The sequence below is a fragment of the Megasphaera indica genome (assembly GCF_046614755.1).
GTDB lineage: Bacteria > Bacillota > Negativicutes > Veillonellales > Megasphaeraceae > Megasphaera > Megasphaera intestinihominis.
Window position 1 is genome coordinate 1 of record NZ_JBKKJR010000004.1, and the last position, 21,358, is coordinate 21,358.

At 47.4% G+C, this 21,358-nt stretch carries 18 protein-coding genes, 1 CRISPR repeat array and 1 other annotated feature; of the genes, 4 read left to right on the top strand and 14 right to left on the bottom strand.

What is annotated here, in order from left to right:
* The first annotated feature begins 149 nt into the window (after window positions 1-149).
* Window positions 150-585: a CRISPR direct-repeat array (repeat unit 32 nt; unit sequence ATTTCAATCCACGCACCCGTGAAGGGTGCGAC).
* Window positions 586-768: 183 nt separating this feature from the next.
* From cas7c to ACFCTO_RS03430, 8 genes are all read right to left on the bottom strand, one after another.
* A complete protein-coding gene (gene cas7c / locus ACFCTO_RS03395) occupies window positions 769-1,662 on the bottom strand; it encodes a type I-C CRISPR-associated protein Cas7/Csd2 (RefSeq protein ID WP_020310787.1) in 894 nt (297 codons plus the stop codon).
* A gap of 1 nt (window position 1,663) precedes the next feature.
* The gene (gene cas8c, locus ACFCTO_RS03400) at window positions 1,664-3,526 is read right to left on the bottom strand and encodes a type I-C CRISPR-associated protein Cas8c/Csd1 (RefSeq protein ID WP_499876386.1); all 1,863 of its coding nucleotides are present in this window, start codon (window positions 3,524-3,526) and stop codon (window positions 1,664-1,666) included.
* The gene (gene cas5c, locus ACFCTO_RS03405) at window positions 3,523-4,176 is read right to left on the bottom strand and encodes a type I-C CRISPR-associated protein Cas5c (RefSeq protein WP_499876387.1); all 654 of its coding nucleotides are present in this window, start codon (window positions 4,174-4,176) and stop codon (window positions 3,523-3,525) included. The genes cas8c and cas5c overlap by 4 nt, the downstream gene beginning before the upstream one ends.
* A gap of 17 nt (window positions 4,177-4,193) precedes the next feature.
* Window positions 4,194-6,377 carry a CRISPR-associated helicase Cas3' gene (gene cas3 / locus ACFCTO_RS03410; protein WP_499876388.1) on the bottom strand — a complete coding sequence of 728 codons (2,184 nt, stop codon included), beginning with the start codon at window positions 6,375-6,377 and terminating at the stop codon, window positions 4,194-4,196.
* Window positions 6,378-6,765: 388 nt separating this feature from the next.
* Entirely contained in the window at window positions 6,766-7,968 is a 1,203-nt protein-coding gene (locus tag ACFCTO_RS03415; RefSeq protein WP_499876389.1) for an RNA-guided endonuclease InsQ/TnpB family protein, read from the bottom strand.
* A gap of 231 nt (window positions 7,969-8,199) precedes the next feature.
* Window positions 8,200-9,333 carry an ABC transporter permease gene (locus ACFCTO_RS03420; RefSeq protein ID WP_302485807.1) on the bottom strand — a complete coding sequence of 378 codons (1,134 nt, stop codon included), beginning with the start codon at window positions 9,331-9,333 and terminating at the stop codon, window positions 8,200-8,202.
* On the bottom strand, window positions 9,333-9,785 hold the full coding sequence (locus ACFCTO_RS03425; RefSeq protein ID WP_302485806.1) for an ABC transporter permease: 453 nt from the start codon (window positions 9,783-9,785) through the stop codon (window positions 9,333-9,335). The genes ACFCTO_RS03420 and ACFCTO_RS03425 overlap by 1 nt, the downstream gene beginning before the upstream one ends.
* A 107-nt stretch (window positions 9,786-9,892) precedes the next feature.
* The gene (locus tag ACFCTO_RS03430) at window positions 9,893-10,534 is read right to left on the bottom strand and encodes a TetR/AcrR family transcriptional regulator (protein WP_298676901.1); all 642 of its coding nucleotides are present in this window, start codon (window positions 10,532-10,534) and stop codon (window positions 9,893-9,895) included.
* Window positions 10,535-10,765: 231 nt separating this feature from the next.
* On the opposite strand from ACFCTO_RS03430, the gene ACFCTO_RS03435 reads away from it, so the two are divergent.
* Entirely contained in the window at window positions 10,766-12,217 is a 1,452-nt protein-coding gene (locus ACFCTO_RS03435) for an amino acid permease (RefSeq protein ID WP_292262433.1), read from the top strand.
* A 455-nt stretch (window positions 12,218-12,672) separates the two neighbouring features.
* Window positions 12,673-12,918, top strand: a binding site (T-box leader).
* A 68-nt stretch (window positions 12,919-12,986) separates the two neighbouring features.
* Complete coding sequence (locus ACFCTO_RS03440) at window positions 12,987-14,222, top strand: YkvI family membrane protein (RefSeq protein WP_499876390.1); 1,236 nt, start codon at window positions 12,987-12,989, stop codon at window positions 14,220-14,222.
* Between the two features lie 135 nt (window positions 14,223-14,357).
* On the opposite strand, the gene ACFCTO_RS03445 is transcribed toward ACFCTO_RS03440, so the two are convergent.
* The 5 genes from ACFCTO_RS03445 to ACFCTO_RS03465 form a co-directional block, all read right to left on the bottom strand.
* The gene (locus tag ACFCTO_RS03445; protein WP_499876391.1) at window positions 14,358-15,308 is read right to left on the bottom strand and encodes an epoxyqueuosine reductase; all 951 of its coding nucleotides are present in this window, start codon (window positions 15,306-15,308) and stop codon (window positions 14,358-14,360) included.
* A gap of 52 nt (window positions 15,309-15,360) precedes the next feature.
* Window positions 15,361-15,795 carry a MarR family winged helix-turn-helix transcriptional regulator gene (locus ACFCTO_RS03450; RefSeq protein ID WP_302485803.1) on the bottom strand — a complete coding sequence of 145 codons (435 nt, stop codon included), beginning with the start codon at window positions 15,793-15,795 and terminating at the stop codon, window positions 15,361-15,363.
* A gap of 496 nt (window positions 15,796-16,291) precedes the next feature.
* A complete protein-coding gene (locus tag ACFCTO_RS03455; protein WP_292301641.1) occupies window positions 16,292-16,972 on the bottom strand; it encodes a 5-methylcytosine restriction system specificity protein McrC in 681 nt (226 codons plus the stop codon).
* Window positions 16,951-17,376, bottom strand: a complete 426-nt coding sequence (locus tag ACFCTO_RS03460; protein ID WP_302485802.1) for a 5-methylcytosine restriction system specificity protein McrC — start codon at window positions 17,374-17,376, stop codon at window positions 16,951-16,953. The genes ACFCTO_RS03455 and ACFCTO_RS03460 overlap by 22 nt, the downstream gene beginning before the upstream one ends.
* Window positions 17,373-19,781, bottom strand: a complete 2,409-nt coding sequence (locus ACFCTO_RS03465; RefSeq protein WP_499876392.1) for an AAA family ATPase — start codon at window positions 19,779-19,781, stop codon at window positions 17,373-17,375. Before ACFCTO_RS03465 ends, ACFCTO_RS03460 begins: the two co-directional genes overlap by 4 nt.
* Window positions 19,782-19,958: 177 nt before the next feature.
* Between ACFCTO_RS03465 and ACFCTO_RS03470 the strand changes: the two genes are divergently transcribed.
* Together ACFCTO_RS03470 and ACFCTO_RS03475 are read left to right on the top strand one after the other, a co-directional pair.
* Window positions 19,959-20,297, top strand: a complete 339-nt coding sequence (locus tag ACFCTO_RS03470; protein ID WP_302485801.1) for a type II toxin-antitoxin system RelE/ParE family toxin — start codon at window positions 19,959-19,961, stop codon at window positions 20,295-20,297.
* Between the two features lie 14 nt (window positions 20,298-20,311).
* Window positions 20,312-20,605: a helix-turn-helix domain-containing protein gene (locus ACFCTO_RS03475; RefSeq protein WP_027895258.1), complete on the top strand. Its 294-nt coding sequence runs from the start codon at window positions 20,312-20,314 to the stop codon at window positions 20,603-20,605.
* 105 nt (window positions 20,606-20,710) lie between these two features.
* Here ACFCTO_RS03475 and ACFCTO_RS03480 read toward each other — a convergent pair whose 3' ends face one another.
* Window positions 20,711-21,280 (bottom strand): hypothetical protein, encoded by a 570-nt coding sequence (locus ACFCTO_RS03480; protein WP_292301430.1) that lies wholly within the window; start codon window positions 21,278-21,280, stop codon window positions 20,711-20,713.
* Window positions 21,281-21,358: the final 78 nt, after the last annotated feature.

The window sequence follows — 21,358 nt, forward strand, 5'->3', positions numbered from 1 at the left end:
ATGACTATGAAAAATTATATGCAAACTACAAGAAAAAGGCAGCTTTGATTGCTGGATAACTGATTGATAGAAACCTCAATTTAATTTGTACTCAAACTTGACATAGGACCAACTACTAAGCGATACCTTTACGATACCAACAGATGACAATTTCAATCCACGCACCCGTGAAGGGTGCGACAAAAAATCCTTAATACCATGGTGTCTATTATGGAATTTCAATCCACGCACCCGTGAAGGGTGCGACTCAATATTGTTCGAGAATACAACCAGAATCCTAGTATTTCAATCCACGCACCCGTGAAGGGTGCGACACAATCACACTGTATAGTATCTAATAGTTACGATGAATTTCAATCCACGCACCCGTGAAGGGTGCGACATGCTTGATAAAGATATATCACAATTAAGAACAATAATTTCAATCCACGCACCCGTGAAGGGTGCGACTTCTCATATCGAAGACATGGATGCAGGACTTATCCATTTCAATCCACGCACCCGTGAAGGGTGCGACGGTATAAAATATCATAAAGGAAGTGTTGGAAATGGTATTTCAATCCACGCACCCGTGAAGGGTGCGACGGCCTTCAAATTGGCTCAGTCACTATCTGCTCTCTCATCAATCATATTGCGAACTGATTGATGAGCAGTTCAATTTTTGAGTCAATTATCCGGGTATTGCTCATTTTTATAGAAATCAAGACGGGTGCGAAGCTCTGATATATTTTATGTGTGATTCTGCTTCGCACCGCTTTTTTCACTTGGTTAAATCATCCGGGTACACGTAACATGTTCCGGGATTTTACTTTCATCTACAGTGATATCGTAGTCCGTATAGTTTCTGGGAGCAATGACGCCATCTTTTTTCTGGACATGAATAGTGTCAAAAAGTTTATAGGCCGGGGCATTCCCCAGTTCACTATCATGCTTGAAAACGATGAGTTCGCGGACGGCCATATTCCCTCTGGCAGCGGAATGGTCATATTCAAACATATTAATGATGGCCTTCCATAAATACTGCAAATCATCTTCGCTGAAACCGGTCACTTTCCGGGCCAGGTTAGCCGATACGTAGCCATCTACACGATATAACGCATAGGGAATGATATACTTCCTGCCAATTTCGGTATTTTTGTTTTCAGCATCTTTTTCCGTCGTGATGGCGACACGGGTAATGGTGACTTCCTGTGGCATGATGGGATCAATGCTGCGGGCAAAACCCAACTGAACAGGACCGCGAACTTGGCCACAATTGAGGGCACTTTTGACAAAGGTCGTCATAACGGCGCCAAAAGTGCGTATGTCAAAGAAATTCTGGCACATGAAATCACAAATTTTACGGTCCAGTTCCGGATCGCTCGTCTTCATCTTTTTGATGTCCTTTTCTTCTTTAACCCCTACATATTCCAAGGCTTCTTTATCACTGCGCTGCAAAGGAACGCCTTCTTTAACGTAAATACGATAGCCGGGTTTATCTTCGCAAATCGTTTCAATGCAATTGCGTATCTTACGCTTCAAGCAGACATCGGTAACCAGGCCATACCCCGTTTCCGGATCCACACGCGGCATATTACCGGCATCGGGATCTCCATTGGGATTACCATTTTCTACGTCAAACAGGATGGTAAATTCATAGCGATTCTTAATGGGTTCTGACATTTTATTTTTCCTCCTTCTTCGCATACCGTTTCTGGGTTTGATGGTAATAGCCTAAAATAAATAAGCCTTGATCCGTCAAATTCATCCGCGCAGGAATAGGCTGGCCATTCATCTCGATTTTCCCTTCCAACTCTGTAACCATTTTTTCCAGTTCAATTTTCAATCCCTTTCTGTCATTTAATTTGCGTAAATGGTGATTGGCCATTTTCAACAAAATTGGAAATACCCATCCTGGGGTCGCAGCCGCACTATTAAAAAATCGATCCTTAATCGTGCTATTTATTCCTTTCCGATTCTTTTCTGAGTCGGAAACCTTACCGCGTCCATTATCTTTTTCATGGGCTTTTTCCTGAATTTGTTCCAATACAGAGAACAGTCTGCCTAATACATAGGCCGTATTCGTACTTTCTTCATTCAACGCCACAGTTATCGTCTCTCCTTTCGGGAAATTCTTCAATAAACAAGCCTTGATGATAGCGGCTTTTTCAGCAGTAATTTTATAGATATGCTTATCTTTATCATCTTGATCTGCTTTAACTCTCAGCATGACATGGTTGTATAAAGCCTGCGGGTAAGGCGTATCCGAGAGGATGCTCCGCATCACGGCGCCTGCCAAAAGTGGAGATGCAGTTTTATCTTTACTTTTTTTATTCATCGTTTCCCCCAGCAATCTCCATAATGGCAAGTAAGCCCGATGCTGCTGAGGCATAACGATTTCCAGTCTTTCATAATGTTTGCGCACGTGGTCAATAAAATGACCGAACGTATCCTGTAAGAAAAAACGGACTGAGAGTCTGGCTGCATTTGGCGATAACCCTAAGATATAAAAAGGCGTATCGGGATGGATGGGAACTCCTTGAAAATCAAAGGGCATTCCTTTTTGGATGTGAGAAAACAAGGCATCAAGTGTCTCATCATCAATAGTGTCATCATCTTCAAAAACGGCGCTATGAAGCAAATCCTGATAGGCTTCTTCCCCATTGGCTGCCCAATAGACGACAGTCGTATTGCCAATGACCTTGCAATGCTTTTCATCGGCGATGAGTTGATTCAATGCCGTCGTGTAGGCAAAAGCGGCATGTTCACTGACAGGAGCATTATAGCACTGTCCCTTTGAATGACCGTATGATTCAAAAGCCTCTGCGTTAAAGGATACTAAGGAAGCTCCCGAAGACTGGGCACCGCGGACGCCTTTAATATTAGGATGGATGCGGGCAATGGGTCCTATTTTCCCTGTGACTAAACACTGCCCTTTGACAGCATCACCAGATGGTTGATTATAATGGGCATCCCAGGCGTTCCTGATGGTTTCATCATCTTGAACAAAGACGCCCTCAACAGCATACATTACATTGGCTGTTAATAGGTTGGTAGTCAGGTACGGTTTCAATACGGTATGATTTTCTGCTGTTTCCGGATTCCACGTCGTAAAGAACCGCTTCAAAGCCTCTGCTGACGGCGTGTGGACAGCTTCTAAAATATCTAAATGATATTGTTTCATCGTTTCAAAACAAGCTACACTCCGTTTTTTATCCTTTTCCCATTTTGTTGCCGCATCTCCCGTCATATCTGCAGTTTTATTTTCCTTAGGCAAGCCCAGGCAATATGCGGCATTAGCCCATAAGAACTGCGGCCGGATGCCCGACGATTTTTTCACGCCTTCCGGCAGCATATGGGTGGTAGGCACAGATACCTTCTTTTTTCCCCGCATCACTTCTTTTTCCAAAGACAGGATGCCGATGACTTCGCCCTGTTGATTCAGATTCACAGCATAAGAAATCTTATAGTTTCCCCATCCTGGTTTGGCAATAGCACCCTGTCGGGCTAAGGTTTCATAGTAATCTACCAATGATTGTAAAATCATGAGTGCACCTCACAATCCCGCAAATCCAGGACCCCGTTATGTAAGGTCGCCTTGAAGAACATAGGCCGTATGTGCTGTAAGTCGGAATAATCCATGTCATACAGCATATATCCTAATTCCTTATTTTCCCCAGCATAGGCTGTCGGCACACTGTCAAATTCATATTCCCGGAAATTGACAGGAAATTCCCGGCAGCCAAAATAAGGCGTATGATAGCATTGCCCCCGCTTCAGGCGGCGGCGGATGATATCCTGGAACTTTCCTGCATTGTCAGAAGCATTGGCCTTATCAGTCAATTCAAAATGCGCTTCGATGACATAATGCACCTTGCACAGTACCATGGAAGCCCGTTGCTGTATTTCTTCTTTCGTACTCAAATACAACGCCACATTTTTCTTAGTCATCGCCTGCTTGGCCGCTCTGGCACTGGCCTTTGCCTTAACTTCATTACGGCGTATATTGGTAAATTGGATAGGACTGAGGACATAGATTTTATCAATAATCCATCTAAGTCCGGGATGCCAATAAATAGCCTCAATGATGCCTCGTGCTGCAGACGGTGTCATGACATCATAACTGACACGTTCCGTTTTCATTTCCGGCCGGGAGAACAAGGCATAATCTCCCCAAACCTCTACGCGTATTGCCATATCATCATCTCCTCAATTTATAAAAAGATGCCTATTCCATCTTCCATATTGACGACGAGCCCCGTATCCGGGTCATATACCGCCGGATCTTTTAGTACGTACAATCCTAAATCCAATGCGTCCAGCTTATTCGTTTCCCAGAGTTTCTCGAACTGGTTCTCATAGACGCTGACCATATATTGATTAGCCTTACGTAATATGGACCGGTTACAAACACCGGCTATCAATTGTGTCAGGATTTTCTGATTATCCAGGTCATCATCTACGGGAATAAAAACGGGTCTGCTATCTTCCTCTATCAGTTTAAAATCTTTTGCAATCTCTGTAAAGTCCGGGGTATTTCCTTCTAATCGTTTCAAAATATTTTTGCTGTCCAGCTGGTCTTCGCCAATCGTGTAATGGAGCTGGTCGAAATACGCTTTAATACTCTCTGCACTGGCTATGTCGGCATGGTGCTTCGCCACCATCTGGGTTATTTCAATAGGGCGCCGCACGAAAGCAGGGATCCGGTTCATAGGCTTATGCAAATCATAAATATATACGATACTGTCTTCGGTCCGCTGTTTCCCTTCCCGATTGCAGCGGCCGCCTGTCTGGATAATACTATCCAGGCCGGCAATTTCACGATAAACAACAGGGAAATCGACATCGACGCCAGCCTGAATCAAGCTGGTTGAAATGACCCGGCAGGGCAAACCATCCTTAAGGCGTTGACGGATGATTGCTAAGACGCGGCGCCGATGAGCCGGATACATGAAGGTCGACAAATGATAACATCCATCGCCCGCCATCATCTGATACAAGTCCCGAGCGTCCTTCTTGGAATTAGTGACACACAGGACCTGCTCATGCTCTTTCAGCTGCGCTGCCAAGGATTCCAAAGAATCTACATCCATGAATCGATAAGTGACGCGCCTGAAGAATTCATACAGTCCTTGTGTATCCGGGCAGATTTCCCGCACTTTCAGGCCTTCTCCAATCTGGAAAAAATACGTTTCCAAACTCGGCTGCGTTGCCGTACACAATACAGCTGTGCAGCGATAATTGGCCACCAATTCGCCTATACTGCGGATACAAGGCCGCAAATAAGGCTCAGGGAGCATCTGCGCTTCATCAAAGATGAGGACACTATTGGCAATATTATGTACCTTGCGGCACCGGCTGGTCTTGGCCGCAAAGAGGGATTCAAAAAACTGCACATTCGTCGTCACAATGACGGGCGCATCCCAGTTTTCAGTCGCCAGCTTTTTGCGGTTCAAGCCATCATCTTCCTTTTTGTCATTATCCTCTTTATTGTCATCTTTATCGTAATCGACATTCATATGGTGTTCGATGACGTTACCATCTCCCAGGATATTGCGGAAAATATCAGCAGTCTGCTCAATAATCGACGTATAAGGGATGATATAAATAATCCGCTGTTTCTTATACTTTACAGCGTGTTTCAAAGCAAAAGCCAAGGAAGACAAGGTCTTACCGCCGCCGGTCGGAACGGTCAGGCTAAACATACCGGGTTCCTTTTCAGCTGCATCCAGACATTGCTGATAAATTTCCTGCCGTTTTTGATTGATAGGCGTAGTGGGTTCCCCAAATGTTGCATAATAAGCAAAAAATAAATCGTGAAGTTCCTGCATCGTCGCGAATCCGCCGCGCTGCACCTTGCCAGCGTTCACGAATTGTTCCGTATCCAAGAAATCGGCATCGACTAAGCAAGAAAAAAGCATACGGATGAAGAAAGAGTAATAAAACTTGTCTTTTCCGTATAAAAAGGCCGGTGCCTTGCGAATCGGCAGCGGTTCAGGCAATTCCTGCCGATAAGCCGAATAGTCCAGCTTGCCTTTCAATTCTTTTTTCAGCCGCCCCTTCAAGGTACCGTCATCGGTTTTCGATAATCTCGTTCCCGTATTGAGGAGACCGCTGTGATGACTGGCAATACAGAAAGCCAAAGGCACATTCTTTATTTTCTTCATCAGCAAGGCACCAGCCGTAGAATGATCGACCCGCGGTCCCTCTTCCAGGATCCGTTGCTGGAAAGCCGCGCTATATTTCCCGATGTCATGATATAACCCGGCCATCTTCCCCCATTCGGCCGCATCAAATATACTGGCAAATCGTTCTGCCAAAAGGCTGGTCCCTTTCAAATGGTCTATCAGCAGCTGCTGTCGTCCCTCTTCGCTAGTATGCCCAATATATGTTCCCATCTCTGTTCTCCTTTCTCTACCATTTTGTGAATTCTATAATTCATTTTTGATACATTCAGTATACTCCGTTCCACACCACTAGTCAATATATATTTTCTGTAATATTGAATAGTAAAATTTATTTATAGAAAAAACCTGCCGTATGAATATCATACGACAGGCCACTCAATAACTTACTACTCAATATTACAATTTCAATCCACACGCTCATGGAACCCATCAGCGAGACGGCTATATTATAGCATAAAAAAAGGCTTGTCGCACGTGCGACAAGCCCTGGACGGTGTCAACATATTGTGAGATTTTTTTTGAATGACAAGTTGAACCTCTCCCGCTTATAGAAGCGGGAGATTCTTGAGAAGGTTGCTGTTTAAGTTTCCTCCTGAAATCAGGATAGCCTTGTTCTCAAAGGGCTGTCCAAAAGCCCTTTACACAGTCCCTCGAAATCGAAGTTCTGCTTACTTTTACGAAGTATGTTGGCGGCGCCGTTGATGTCGGCATTAGCCGTCCTGCCGTTAGCGAAGCGGTACAGGCCGCGCTGGACTCGTTTCCCGCTGAACGTTCCTGTATAGGGTGTATCCGGCTGGTATACGGGAATATCATCCAAATCCAGGCAGCTGGCCTGAGAGGTATACGATTCCTCCTGTTCCAGATAGCTTATCCCATAGCGTTCACACAGGTGTTTCAAGGTACTACGCAGATAGCTCAGGCTGATTTGAGTAAAATGCTGATTCGTCACTTTGCCCAGCTTTAGTCCTCGTTTGAAATCGCGATTATAGCCACAGACAATGCTCCCTATCTGATGGTCAATGCAGAAATTAACAATGTAACGGGCTGTCTTGCGAAGGATCTCCTGCATCCGGAAATGGCGTTTCTTCGCTAACTGGCAGAGCTGATTCGTCGTCTTCTGGCCCTGCTTGGCGGCAATGCTTTGGAGTCTGGCTTTGCGTTTGTTCCAATACTGGTTGATAGATTTGAGTTTACGACCGTCCATGAGGAACGACGTCCCCGTATTGGTAACGCAGGCGGCCAGATTGTCCAGTCCCAAGTCGATAGCTAGGACACGGTCTGGCGAGGTTTTCACTGGTTCCGGGTCCTGTAAGTAGCAATACTGAATCTTGAAATACCGTCCGCCATACATAGGACAGATGCGGACTTCCTGAATCGTCTTATCCTTCAGCCTGTCGGGAACAGGAATCCGAATCCGATGGCCGTGATGGCGTTTCATATATTCACGGCTCATCGGCACCGTCAGGAAACCATCCTTAATATTGATGGCGGCTGTCGACAAAACGAGATGGAACAAGCCCCCTTTTTCACGGTAGTGTGGCAGGCGGACAGCCTTTGAGCCATAGTCTCCAGACTTTACTTTCTTTAAAAGGCTGAAAAAGGACCGAAAACTGCGGTCGGCTACCTTCAATATCTGTTGAGAAACACCAGCCTGCAACAAGCCGTAGTTTTCATTTTTCTTGCAGATGGGGTAATTTTCTTCGTACCGCAAGAATTGCTGGGTATCGAAGTAATGCTGCCGAATCGTATAGACCGCTACATTGTACAGATTATTGCTGTATTGGCACATTTCCCGGAGCATCGTATACTCTTGTTTCGACAAGCCGCGGATGATATTCGATTACGTCAAGTACATCTAGGATTCACCTCCTCTGTTATCTACCATTATACCGTAACCGAGGTGAAAAGGCTAAGACAGAAATGACACAGGGTGGATTTCGCAAGCATCGAACCTGCGAAATCCATCGCCATTGATGCCCCTACCTAAGAGGAAGGAGTCTTCTGGCGAAACTGTGATAAAGTTTCCCCACAATTATTTTACACCATCTATCTTGTGCAGGAAAATCCAGCTCCCCAGGCTGAGGAAAATGATGCCCATGACCGTCAGGGCCGTCAGGTTATGGCTCAGCGTGGCCAGATGGCCGGACAGGAAGAGTTCGCGGACGGCGTTGGACATCCAGGCCATGGGAAAGGCCTGGGCGACGACCTGGGTCACTGGGTCCATGGCTTCCAGGGGCCACGTATAGCCGCCGAAGATGAAGGCCGGCACGGTGTACATGATGGACGCCCGGACGAACTGCAATTCGTTGTGGAAAATGGATGACGCGAAGAGGCCCAGGGAAATGGCAGCAAAAGAGAAGGCACCGGCCAAAAGGCCCAGCGACTGGATGGACGCCCGGTCAGGGATGCCCAGCAGGCGGGCCAGGACACAGACCAGGCCAAAGGATAAAATGGACAGGCCCCAGTACACGCCGACTTTGACGACCAGCAGCCTGCCCTTCGACGTCCCTTTCAGCTCAGGATTGCGGAAATCGCACTGGACGGCAGCTCCGATGGCCAGGAAAAAGCCCTGCTGCATGGCCGCCATGGCCAGGCCGGTGACGAAGAACATCATGTAACTCTGGGTCGGGTTATTGAGGACGCGCAGCGTCGTCTCTACCGGTGAGATGCGCTTCTTCAGCATCTGTTCATCACCGCTGGTCCGCAGGGCCGCCTGTCGGGCGGCAAAGCGCGTATTGAAGGTATTGACGATGTCGTTGCCAGCCGTCGTGGCGATATTGGTCGTAATGATATTGGCCCCGTTGAGCATGAACAGGACTTTAGCGCTGCGGCCGTTGAGGATATCGTGAGAAAAATCGGCCGGAATGATGACGGCGGCGTAGACCTCTTTCCGTCGCAGCATGTCCCGTGCCTCCCCTTCATCGGCGACGACGCGGACCAGCCCCAGCCGTTCGTCATCATCGACCTGGCGGGTCAAAAGGCGGCTGTAGGCCGTATGTTCCTCATCGCAGACGACCGTCGGTATCTCCTTGACGACGCCGGGGTAATAGAGGATGCCGAAGAGAATCAGATAGGCCGTTGCAGCACCGAAGAGAAAGATGGCCCGCCGGGCATCGTGGAGAAAGGCGTTGACCAGTTCCCGGCGTATCAATGCGATAAATCCCATTATGACCGCGCTCCTTTCCGCTTACGCGCAATAGCCCCTGCCGCTATTTCCAGGAACGTCTTCATGCCATAGCGGCGGCGCAGGGCAAAGATGGCCGTTCCCAGGGCAAAGGCCCCGGCCCCCATGAGCAGCAGCTGCAGGGACTGGGAAACCAGCGCCGGCGCATAACCGGCCAATAAGATGTCGCGGACGCTGTCGGCGGCATGGCGCATGGGGAAAATCTGGGCAATGGCGGCGGCGACGTCGCTCATGTAGAAATCAGGCCAGCTCAGGCCGCTGTACAAGAGGCCCGGCATAATATAGAGCAAGGGCAGTTCAATGGACATGACCGCATCCGGACTGAGCACGGCAAAGAGGACCATAATGCCGGCGACGGCCAGGCAGAAAGCCGTTATCATGACGGTCAGGGCCAGGAGCAGGCCGGCAGCCCATTTCTTTTTTTCTATGAACATGATGAGTTCCCCCTTTTGTTTGTTGAACGCGTTCAAATATTAAGCAAAAAAGGCTGCCCCATGAAGCCAAAATGGCCTCATGCGGCAATCCTTTACAGGAAGCCGTCCTATCGCCGGTGGATCATCTCATCGGCAATGGCTTCGATTTCCGGCAGGCGCTGTTCGAGCTGGGCCAGGACGTCATGGCTCTCAGCGGCCGAAATGCCCAGCAGCTGCAAAGCCGTATCCAGGACCAGGGCGGCGTACTTTTGGCTGTCCATGGGCTGGCTGAAGTCGAACTGGACGATGTAGCTGCGCATGGCCCCTTTGATGAGCAGGGAGCGCAGGAAAATATCCTCCTTCGATAATCCCAGGGAATCGCCGAAGATGCGGCCCGTCATATCGGCCAGATGGTCCGTGATCTTTTCAAACGTCAAGGGCGTCGTATAGCCTTCATAATAGGTTTCGCGGACGAGCTGGTTCATGGCCACGGCTTCAAATTCGACGAGGCACAGGGCAGCGTAGCGGAAGGCCGGCGACTCCTGCCTGAAATGGGCTGCAATCAAATCGGTGCACTGCCGCAGCAGCTCCATGACCAGGGACTGGAAGATATCTTCTTTATTCTTGAAGAAATAATAGATGCTCCCTGTGAGGACGCCCGATTTCTCGACAATCTGACGGATCGTCGTCTTTTTATACCCCTGCTGGACAAAGAGCTCCTTCGCCGCAGCCAGGATGCGCTGACGGACTTCGTCTTTATCTTTTTCCATAAAAACACCTTCTTGAACATGTTCAACTATTTTATCTTTAGTGTACATGTTCTCGAAATCCTTGTCAAGACTACAGCGTCACGTTATATATCCATTAATCGCATAAACGATTTACTTCCATGCAGAATATCCATTTGTCAGAGAAGGATTCATCCTTTATAATGTAAAGGTATGAGTTTTTTTAGATTTTATTTATCAATTCAATTCAATGAAAAAAGGTTGTGATTTTGCATGGAAGAAACTCAACAGCAGCAGGGACTGCGCCGCAGCCTGAAAGCCCGCCACATGAACATGATCGCCATCGGCGGCGCTATCGGCACGGGCCTGTTCGTCGCCGGCGGTGAAACGGTCAGCTCTGCCGGTCCGGGCGGTGCCCTCGTCGCCTATGCCCTCATCGGTATCATGGTTTATTTCCTCATGACAGGCCTCGGTGAAATGGCGTCGTACCTGCCGGTCAGCGGTTCTTTTGAAACCTACGCCAACCGCTACGTCGATAAATCCCTGGGCTTTGCCCTGGGCTGGAACTACTGGTTCAACTGGGCCATCACGGTAGCGGCCGAACTCGTCGCCGGCGCCCTGATCATGAAATACTGGTTCCCTGACGTACCGGCTGCCATCTGGAGCGGCCTGTTCCTCATTATCCTCTTCGTCCTCAACTACTTGTCGACCCGGTCCTACGGCGAAAGCGAATTCATCTTCGCCGGCATCAAGGTCCTGACGGTTCTGGTCTTCCTCTTTGCCGGGACATTGCTCATCCTGGGCCTCGGGCCGGAACCGTCGCCGGGCTTTACCAACTGGACCATCGGCGATGCGCCCTTCGTCGGCGGCTTCACGGCCATGCTGGGCATCTTCATGGTCGCCGGCTTCTCCTTCCAGGGGACGGAAATGATCGGCATCGCCGCCGGTGAAAGTGAAGATCCGGAAAAGAACGTGCCCCGCGCCGTCCACTCCATCTTCTGGCGTATCCTCATCTTCTATTTAGGCGCCTTTACGGTCATCGGCTTCCTCATCCCCTACACGGACCCGAATCTGCTCAACACGAACATCGAAAATATCTCCATCAGCCCGTTCACGCTGGTCTTTGAACGCTTCGGCCTGGCCGCAGCCGCTTCCATCATGAACGCCGTCATTTTGACCGCCGTCCTGTCGGCAGGCAACTCGGGCCTCTACGTCTCGACGCGTATGCTCTACGCCATGGCCGAAACGGGGCAGGCACCGAAATGCTTCCTCAAGCTGAACAAGCGCGGCGTCCCGTCGTATGCCCTGTTCGCAACGGTCGTCTTCGGCCTGGCTGCCTTCCTGACGTCCCTCATCGGCGAAGGCAAAGCCTATGACTGGCTGGTCAACATCAGCGGCATGGCCGGTTTCATCACCTGGATCGGCATCGCCATCTGCCACTTCCGCTTCCGCCGGGCTTATATCGCCCAGGGTAAAGACCTGAAAGACCTGCCCTATAAGGCAACGTGGTTCCCCTTCGGCCCCCTCCTGGCCCTGATCATGTGCATCATCGTCACGGCAGGCCAGAACTACTCGGCCTTCACAGGCGCAGAAATCGACTGGTACGGTGCCAGTGTCGCCTACATCGGCATCCCCGTCTTCCTGGCCGTCTTCTTCTATCACAAACTCAAACATAAGACCCACCTCATTCCCTTGAAAGAGGTCGACCTTTCCCGCGATAAGTAGGAAAAAGAGGCTGTTGCACATGCGACAGTCTCTTTTTTCGTGGTTCGTGGTTCGTGGTTCGTGGCTAGTGGCTAGTGGTTCGTGGCTAGTGGTTCGTAGGGGCTATCACACGAAGGTTTCAACCAACATACGCGACCCCATTCTCTTTAATGTTTGAAGCAAAAGCGGCTATCGCATTATACGTTTTTTGCTTAATGCGACAGCGCCTTTTCTGTAGGGGCGCCACGCGGGGCGCCCTCTCCAGGATATGTACGATTTATCGACCAAGTTGCTAAAAGAATCATCCAAATCCCCAACGGGTCGCCCACGTGCGACCCCTACGAGCTCCGAATCGTATTTTCGTAGTTAAACCTTAAACTTAAACGTTTAGTGCGTTTATTTCAAAAAATATTATGCTTCATTCTTGACTTTATTAAGTGATGATGCTATCATAGCACCATCAACTGATAAACGTCATAAACGCGACGACGCAAAATAGTACGTCTGAGTCTATCGTTTCCAGAGAGCTGCCGGCTGGTGTGAGGCAGCAGCGATACCGGACCGAACTCATTGCCGAGCGGAGAGGCTGAATGGAGTAGGCCGATACGGGAACTCCCGTTATAGAGCGTGGATATCGCCATGAGCCGTATCCGAGAGTGCATCCGCAAGGATGAAACAGAGTGGTACCGCGGAAGGATCATACAACGCCTTTCGTCTCTTCAATGCTTCGAGCAGAGAGACGAAAGGCGTTTTCGTTTCTCTCCATGGTTCTTAAAAGGAGGAAAATCTTATGGCTAATATTTCATCGATCAAAGCCGCTTCACTGAGCATGTGTTTTTCCGTCGGTGCCGTCTTATTCAGTTCCCACGCCGGCGGCGGTTTCGCTACGGGCAACCAGGAAAATGTCTACTTCGTCAGCCTCGGCTGGCTCGGTCCGATTACGGCTATCATCACCATGCTGCTGTTCACGCTGACCATCAAGGAAGCCATGAACATGTACAATTCCCGTCATCTCACCAGTTACCGTCAGTTATTCCAGAACTTATACAGCCCCTTCAAGGGCATCGAATACCTGTTTGAAGCCTTCTTCTACATCATGGTCTTAATGGCCGTATCGGCTACGATTTCCGGTGCCGCCTCGGCCATCAATGCCCAGACGGGCCTCAACTATTACACCGGCATCGGCGTCGTCGGCGCCATCATCTTCTTCCTGACCATCTTCGGCGCCGGCCTGGTACGCCGGGCAACGACCTACATGGGCATCGCCATCCTGGCCATGGTCATCATGATTTTCTCCGTCGGCATCTACATGGGCGGCTCCATCGAAGGGACACAGTTCTTCACGGCCGCCATGGCCCAGGAATTTGCCGCCAACGGCTTCAGCAAACTGCCGACGGCCATCCTCCACGCCTTCACCTATTCCGGTTTCCAGTGCGTCGTCATCCCGACGATGATCGTTGTCGGCACGCCGCTGGTCACTCGTAAGAACTGCGCTACGTCCATGTGGTTCTCCTTCGTCATGAATGCCATCGCCCTGACCTTAGCGGTCTGCATGCTCTTAGGCTGGACCGGCATCTACGGCAAATCGCCCTTACCGACCCTGACCAGCTGCAAAGCCATGGGCATGTCCTGGCTGACCATCGCCTACAGCGCCTTCTTACTGCTGTGCCTCATCTCGACAGGCGTCACGACAGTCTTCGGCTTCACAGCCCGCTTCTCGGAAACGAAGTGCCTGAAGAAAGTAAGCCATAGCGCCGTCACCCGTTCGGCCATCGTCACCCTGTTCATCATCATCGCCTCCATGACCGTCTCCGTCGCCGGCCTGACCAACATCATCAAATACGGCTACGGCTATTGCGGTTACTTAGCCATCGCCATCATCATCGTCCCCTTCCTGACCGTCGGCTATTACAAAAACAAACGCTACGCTTCGGATAGCGAATACCGCGCCCGCATCGACGCCATGAACGAAAACCCCGAAGCTGCCCAGGCATTCCAGCCCACAGCCGAAGTCGCAGGACATTAAGAAAAAGGCGCTGTCCCATGGAGACAGCGCCTTTTTAAGTGGCTAGGGGCCAGGGGCTAGGGGTTAGCCGTTAACGGATGGTTTTAACCTGATTCTGCAAGAGTCCCCTGCCTCTATAGGCGGGAGTACGTTCACTCAATGTTGATTTCGAATCGAGCGATCCGCACAAATCCGTAGTGTCTGTGCCTCATCTTTTGCAACATGATAATCGGTATAAGGAATGACTTTCTGCTGGATAAATTCATCCGTTTGCTTCAATAAGGTTTCAGGCTGCAACTTTGAGGCCAGTTCTTCCAAACCGGGATAGGCAGCACCTGTATTCCAGTCATGAAGACGATTATAGGGACAGGCATCCTGACAACTATCACAACCACAAATCCAGGTGCCGCAAGCGGAATCATCCATACCTTCTGGCAGTTGGCCTTTTGCAAATGTCGTGATAAATGAAACACATTCCAGGGGGCTCATAGTGAACGGCCCTTTCAAGGCTTTGCTGGGACAATTCTGCTGACAAAGATGACAGGTATCCGCACAGGGACGCAACGCAGGCGTATGCTGCATCAGACATTCCTCGTCGATGACATAACCAACGAGTGCAATAAAAGAACCTTTTTCGGTATAAAGAAAATTATTTTTCCGGATGATCCCTAATCCAGCCATCATGGCCGTATATCGCAAGGGCCCAATACTAATCTGACTGAATTGATTTCCGCCTTCGGCATGGATTCCGCGATTAGCAAACCAGGCTTCTAATTGCTGACATTTTTTCTGCATGTCCATACAGCAGGAATTACTTGGGGACAAGAAAAAACTTTTGGCATATTTCCCCTGCAACGATTGGGGATATCGGTATTTTCCTAACCAATAGGTACAGATAACGACGGCTTTCGCCCAGGGGAACCGTTGTCTTACATGACCGAAGTTCAAAGATTCATAAAAGCCGGCACTGGAAGGAACCCGTTCTTCTCGCTCTTTCAACCGCGTTAAAAAGCCATCCATTTTATCAATCGGAATAATGCCACATGAATCAAAACCTGCGGCTACTGCTTCATCATAAATCTGTTTTCCTAATTGTGTATACTCCATCTAGAACCCTCTCCTTATATAGTGTATATACACGTTAAGTGTAAATAAAGAACTACTCTATAATCCGTAATAATAAGTTTTCCAACTGTGCCATGCCGTCTTTACCCAGCCTTTGCTCCAACTCATGTTGTGCTGCCTGCCAAGCAGTTTGTGCCTGAAGAAATAAATTTTCTCCCTGATCCGTCAACTGCACTACATGTTTTCTTCCCGTCGAAGGGACGTTCTCCACGAATCCCCGCCGCTCCAACAAGGTAATATTGCGTGATAACGTTGTCCGATCCAGGTTCATCTCCAGGGACAATGAAGTAATTGATAAGGGGCCCAGCTCTTTGATGTGCCAAAGGACAGAATACTGCTGCACCGTTACTCCCGCTTCATGTAAATACTTATCATATAAAGCAGTGACTGCCAGATTTGCCTGGCGTAGATTAAAGGCATGACAAGGCCGTAAATGAATTCTTTTTTTCACCGTTTCATCCCGTTCCATTATATCCTCCCTGTTCCCTTTTTCGTGTATCTACACTATAAGTATACCAGCTGCACCATTTTCTTGTCAAATACGATTCGTTTCCATTTCCCCCTGGCCAGAATGGGCGCGCCCTCTACGGCGATTCGTTTCAACAACGTTTTCACCATTCTTGCAGTCATGACCTAACGGGCTGAAAAGGCCTGGCACGCCCCTACAACACAAGACCCAGGTTCGTAGGGGCGCCACGTGGGGCGCCCGCTCCAGTCTATGTACGATTGCCAGCCCAGTTTGTCCGGGGAATCATCCAAATGCCTAACGGAGCACCCAAGAAAACTGAGTTATGGACACGCTAAGCTCATCCTTTCAACATATCGCCAACTTAGTCGTTATCTTAGTCGCTTTTCTTAGTCGGTCAGCGATCAAGTCATTTTTTCCTGAATCTTACATAGGCTACCGGCTTTCAATGTATGTTAAGAGGAATGTGGCGGCCCTCCCCCGATAATCACGCCCGTAATCAGCTCCCTGGTATATCAACTCCGAAATGATTTGCCACAATCTGGTTTAACTGTCTCGAAATCTCTGAAAAATCCTGATTCAAATCCAGTGTCTTCACCGATATCTGGTTACCGCTCATCTGGTACACATTTTCCGGCACGAGATTTTCATCGGTTTTCGCATAGAGAAGCATTCCAGAAACACAGTGCTCGGTTCCTTTTAGTTCTGCCTCTTTGTTCTTCACGTAGGTAAAAATTTGGTACAAATTTCCCGAATGAATCGTCCGTACGTTGAAGTTTGTCTGCAACGTACGCTGGTAGTACTTAGCATCAATGATGAGCGTCTGTGTCCCATATGTAAGTGTAATGTCTGTCTGCATAACTGGCAACAGGACATCGTTGCCGTCATCCAGCTGCCAGTGAATCTGCCGTGCTCTTGACGAAAATCCCTTGATCCGCTGTCCGAATTCCTGTGCGTAGTACTCCAGGATAAATTTTTCATACAATCGGCTCATTCGCTGCTCGTCGACGAAACTGGCTAAGTGATAATCACCTTTTTCCGTGGTCATGAGTGAACCTTCGACCAGGAGCTGACAAATGGCGAGCAACAGCTGGTATGTCCGGTTATTTCTCTGCAAATGGATCTCCGACCAGCGTATCTGGGATAGCTCTATTTCATCTACTTCAGAAAAATAGAGCATTTCTTTTTTTTCAGTTCTGCCTTGTATTTTTCGTCTACATCCTTTTGCCTAAGGAGCAGCAAGGCGGTTGATTTCAGAATCTGGTTCAAAAGGGTATTCTCGGACAGCTCATCATAATCACAGGTCACGGCCAGCCGGGCCTGGAGCCTGTTCCGGATAGTCCCGGGCATGTCGATTTTCCCCCGGACGACGGTCAAATCTTCGACACAGTTGATGTATTCCCGATACAATCCCTGTTTCAGCTGAAGACCGATTCCTTTTGCCAGAATCGCCGCAAACAGATTATGGATATTGTCGAAAGGCTCCTTCTCGATATCTTCGTAGATGGATTGCTTCAAGGTGGTGAAGGCATAAGACAGCATATAGTAGATATTCTTTATGAAGATACGTTTATACTTACTCATTGAAATACTTCCTTAAAGGAATTCTTCCAGCGCTGCACGTTGCTGTCATCATCAAACCAGTATTCTGCAAGCATCGGCAGGATATCATAATCTACGACAGACTTCATCCATTCATCAGTGCAATTCTCCTTGGTTCTTCCACAAAAGTAACTGTGCCCGATACAGAAGCCTTTTCCCAATGATTTATCCTGGCTGATTTCTTCATTTAGCTTAATAACCTTATCCACCAGTTTATTGAACGTATCGTTTTTCAGTGCCTGTTGATAAGCTTCGAATCCTTTTGAGTTAAATCCCGGTTTCATCTCGAAGAAGCTGAACCGACGGCGCAAGGCATAATCTATCATGGCCAGGCTGCGGTCAGCCGTATTCATCATGCCAATAAGATAAAGATTTTTCGGGACCGTAAACGGCATGCCATTGTAAGCCAGTGTTAACTTTGTCCCACGGTAGTCTTTTTCAATCAACATCAGGAGTTCACCGAAAATCTTGCTCAGGTTTCCCCGGTTGATTTCATCAATGATGAAAAAGAATTTTTTATCCGGCTCATTGGCCGCTTTCTGGCAGAAACGGTAGAACACACCATACCTCAATTCAAAACCATTTCCAGACGGTTTGTATCCCATCATGAAGTCTTCATAAGAATAATTCTGATGGAACTGCACGAATTCAATCCGGTTGTCGTCTTTCTCTCCCATCATAGAATAAGCCAGCCTCTTGGCAGCAAAGGTCTTACCTACGCCCGGTGCGCCTTGCAGAATGATATTCATCTTGTTGCTGAGCACGCCTACCAGTCGGTCGTACATTTTGTCAGTCATATAGACTTCAGACAAGAAGTCTTGCTTCGTATACGATGGAATCTTCTCCTCATGAGAGTTCCGCGGATTTTCATCGCGGATGATGTCCATGATGAACTCATATTCTTTCTTGGTCAATTTGAAAAAACTGCCGTTCGGATTTTTGAAGAACTCCATCTTCGCCAACTCCGGACATTCCTTTAATGTCTGATAATCAATCGGGTTTTCCAGTGACTCCGTTTTTTCAAAACATATTTTCTGACCGTCATTCGCCGCGCTGACTTTTACAAGCGCTACAACCTGCTTGACCGGATTGGATTCATAGCCAATGACAAGATCACCCGTCTTAGCATCTATGAAGTTCTGGAAAATGCGCCGCTTATTGCCGTTTGCATTATAAAGTGTATAGTCTTGTACTTCACCGACTTGCAGGTCAGAAAAACTCCATATCTTTGGTTTGGCGTTCAGCCACCAATACTTGGGTTCTCCATCACCATTTGATTTGGCATAAAGAGCTACGCCGCTCAAACCCACCTGATTCAAGGCAGCGGCTAATTCACGGCGCAACTTCCACACGTAACTTCCCTTCTCATCTTTGGCTGCATATCTGCCGATATAGAGAATGGGCCACCATCGAGAATTGTCAGAATTCTTCGGCATAATAGGGCATCCGGTCTTTTCTACTATGCGCTTTGCCAGCCCAACGGATCCAGCATTATAAAAGTTCTTGCTTTCTCCATACTTTGCAGCAAGCTGAGTACACGTAGCAGCTCCGCCATAGTCCTGCATTCTTTTCATGATTTCAAGGCTGCTCTGTGTAAAAACACTTTTGTCTTCAAGCAGATCAATCCACTCGGCTGTTGTGATTCCCGGAGCATATTCTTCTATCGAGGGATACCACTCAACATCAGAAGATTCTGCTTCACTACGCTTTGAATAATCACGGGAAATATAAAAACCCACATCAAAGGTCAGTGTTTTCAGGCATGGATCCGGATAGCAGTCATCTGTCAGCTGGCTCTTGAATAAGTTCACGAGTTCGTCGTCCTGTTTTAGATGCTCACAGATTTCATTATACAAAGAGTAAAAATTCCTGATATTATCTGCATACGCGCCTTTCTTGAATATATAGTCACTACTCAATTCATCTGACACAGCCTTTACTTCGCTGTATTTATATATGTAATACTTATCTGGATAACGCAGCCACAAATAGGTCGTAATAGCATTCTCAGATTGATAATGCTGTCCCGCTCCCTTTCCATATTTTTCGAGAAGAAGGTCCGATTGCAGTTTAAAGGTATTGATTCGCTCATATATATCCTTGCTCTCATCAAACAAATCGATGTACATCGAGCGTACGTCCTCTGGAGCTGTCTCAGCAAAACCAGTAATCATCTTGGCCGGGAAATTATTCATCGATGCCAGCAGATTATAGGTTTGGGAAAACGAACGGTTGAGCATATCCGCAAAATCCGTTGCGTTAATATTCCAATTGTTTTGAAACCATTTGAGTGCTTCCCATTTATACTTTTCATCCTGCCAATGTTTCGGCACAACATCTTTTTTATACTGCACTAAAACATCTTTCAATCGCTCTCCATCAATCATAGCCGTACCCTTCCCTTTCATATTTTTAGACCAGGCTTCCCTCCATTACAGCAGGATATAGGCTTCCTGTCCAATAACCTGTTTACACAAACTATTTCACTCCCCCTCCTATTCTATCATAAAAAGCACTTGTATTCATCCTATTGAATAGGGTAAAATATAGATAGAGGTACTAAATTGGAAATTAAAAGAACATTTATTCAGACACGCCTTTTTACACGTTCTTGGGCAGCGTTAGGTTTCAATGATGAAGATTTACGGCGATTGGAGAATCAATTATTGCAAAATCCTAAAATAGGTGCTGTAATTCGGGGAACAGGAAAAATGAGAAAAATGCGCTTTGCCTTTGAAGGCCGTGGTAAAAGTGGAAGTACAAGAGTTTGTTATGTCGATTTTGAAATCAAGGAAACTATTTATTTATTAGCTGTTTTCGCAAAAAATGAATTAGAAAATTTAACGAAAGAAGAGCGAAATCATTTGAAAAAGCAAATCGATATCTTGGAATCGAATTTATAAGCGAGGTGTTCTCCATGAGCAAAGCATTTGATTTGTTATCTGAATCGCTGAATGACGCTATTTTAGATACCCAAACCAAGCATCTTCCTAGACATAAAAGAAAAATTGACATTGAGCCAATAACTACATATTCAAGTGACGAAATAAGAGACATACGAAATCAGTTAGGGTTGACACAAAAATTATTTGCACAATACTTTGGTGTTTCAAAAAAGACAATAGAAGCTTGGGAATCCGGAAAAAATAAACCTTCTGGTCCATCTCGCAGACTGCTAGGACTAATTGCAAACAAAAAAATCTCTATATAAAAATCACCTATTTCAAGGGTAGCATCGCACCCTTGAAGCAGGTGATTTTTTCTTGGATTCAGACTTGTTCGGCGTATTCTGGAATGGCGATGGCATTTTCCTCGATTAATTCATAATGATTTTTACCAGCGTATACGCCGACACCACACAGGGACCTGCATAACGAATCAGCGGCCACCAAGTGGGTTCCGTTTGTCGGTCTTCTTCCTCAATGATTTTTACCTTCATGACGTTGTAATCTTCATTTTCTAAAATAATTCTGGCTATGGCCCGTGTTTCTATATAGGAACGGCAAGATGCAATGAGTGAAAAGCCTGCCAAGGCTATCAAAATGCCTCTTTGAATGATGGAAAGCTGGCTGTTCAATACCCCATAAGCAATAAGATAACCAAATCCATCGATAAGAAAGAGAAAGATGGGTACCAGCAAAATTATTTTGGCTATCGTCCGGGGGCTGACGACAACTTCTGCCTTCTCAATGCACGATATCAGCCGTTCAACCCGTTCATCATCCGACTCGTCCTCATATGCCTCATCATCGTATTCTCCTTCATATGCCTCATCGTCTGAAGCAACTGCACTGCTATGTAATCGGCTGACTCCATTGTACATCGAAAAGGCAAACCAAAATACAATATATACCCCAATCCAAGCTAATCCAGATACATTTTGCATACCATCCAATACTCCTCATAAAGCTTTTTTCTCTCCATTATACACAAGACCTTGACACCCACGAAAAGCTGGTTTATA

Coding starts and splice junctions, on each gene's coding strand:
- cas7c (WP_020310787.1), bottom strand. CDS start 1,662: ATGTCAGAACCCATTAAGAATCGCTATGAATTTACCATCCTGTTTGAC.
- cas8c (WP_499876386.1), bottom strand. CDS start 3,526: ATGATTTTACAATCATTGGTAGATTACTATGAAACCTTAGCCCGACAG.
- cas5c (WP_499876387.1), bottom strand. CDS start 4,176: ATGGCAATACGCGTAGAGGTTTGGGGAGATTATGCCTTGTTCTCCCGG.
- cas3 (WP_499876388.1), bottom strand. CDS start 6,377: ATGGGAACATATATTGGGCATACTAGCGAAGAGGGACGACAGCAGCTG.
- ACFCTO_RS03415 (WP_499876389.1), bottom strand. CDS start 7,968: ATGCTCCGGGAAATGTGCCAATACAGCAATAATCTGTACAATGTAGCG.
- ACFCTO_RS03420 (WP_302485807.1), bottom strand. CDS start 9,333: ATGGGATTTATCGCATTGATACGCCGGGAACTGGTCAACGCCTTTCTC.
- ACFCTO_RS03425 (WP_302485806.1), bottom strand. CDS start 9,785: ATGTTCATAGAAAAAAAGAAATGGGCTGCCGGCCTGCTCCTGGCCCTG.
- ACFCTO_RS03430 (WP_298676901.1), bottom strand. CDS start 10,534: ATGGAAAAAGATAAAGACGAAGTCCGTCAGCGCATCCTGGCTGCGGCG.
- ACFCTO_RS03435 (WP_292262433.1), top strand. CDS start 10,766: ATGGAAGAAACTCAACAGCAGCAGGGACTGCGCCGCAGCCTGAAAGCC.
- ACFCTO_RS03440 (WP_499876390.1), top strand. CDS start 12,987: ATGGCTAATATTTCATCGATCAAAGCCGCTTCACTGAGCATGTGTTTT.
- ACFCTO_RS03445 (WP_499876391.1), bottom strand. CDS start 15,308: ATGGAGTATACACAATTAGGAAAACAGATTTATGATGAAGCAGTAGCC.
- ACFCTO_RS03450 (WP_302485803.1), bottom strand. CDS start 15,795: ATGGAACGGGATGAAACGGTGAAAAAAAGAATTCATTTACGGCCTTGT.
- ACFCTO_RS03455 (WP_292301641.1), bottom strand. CDS start 16,972: ATGCTCTATTTTTCTGAAGTAGATGAAATAGAGCTATCCCAGATACGC.
- ACFCTO_RS03460 (WP_302485802.1), bottom strand. CDS start 17,376: ATGAGTAAGTATAAACGTATCTTCATAAAGAATATCTACTATATGCTG.
- ACFCTO_RS03465 (WP_499876392.1), bottom strand. CDS start 19,781: ATGATTGATGGAGAGCGATTGAAAGATGTTTTAGTGCAGTATAAAAAA.
- ACFCTO_RS03475 (WP_027895258.1), top strand. CDS start 20,312: ATGAGCAAAGCATTTGATTTGTTATCTGAATCGCTGAATGACGCTATT.
- ACFCTO_RS03480 (WP_292301430.1), bottom strand. CDS start 21,280: ATGCAAAATGTATCTGGATTAGCTTGGATTGGGGTATATATTGTATTT.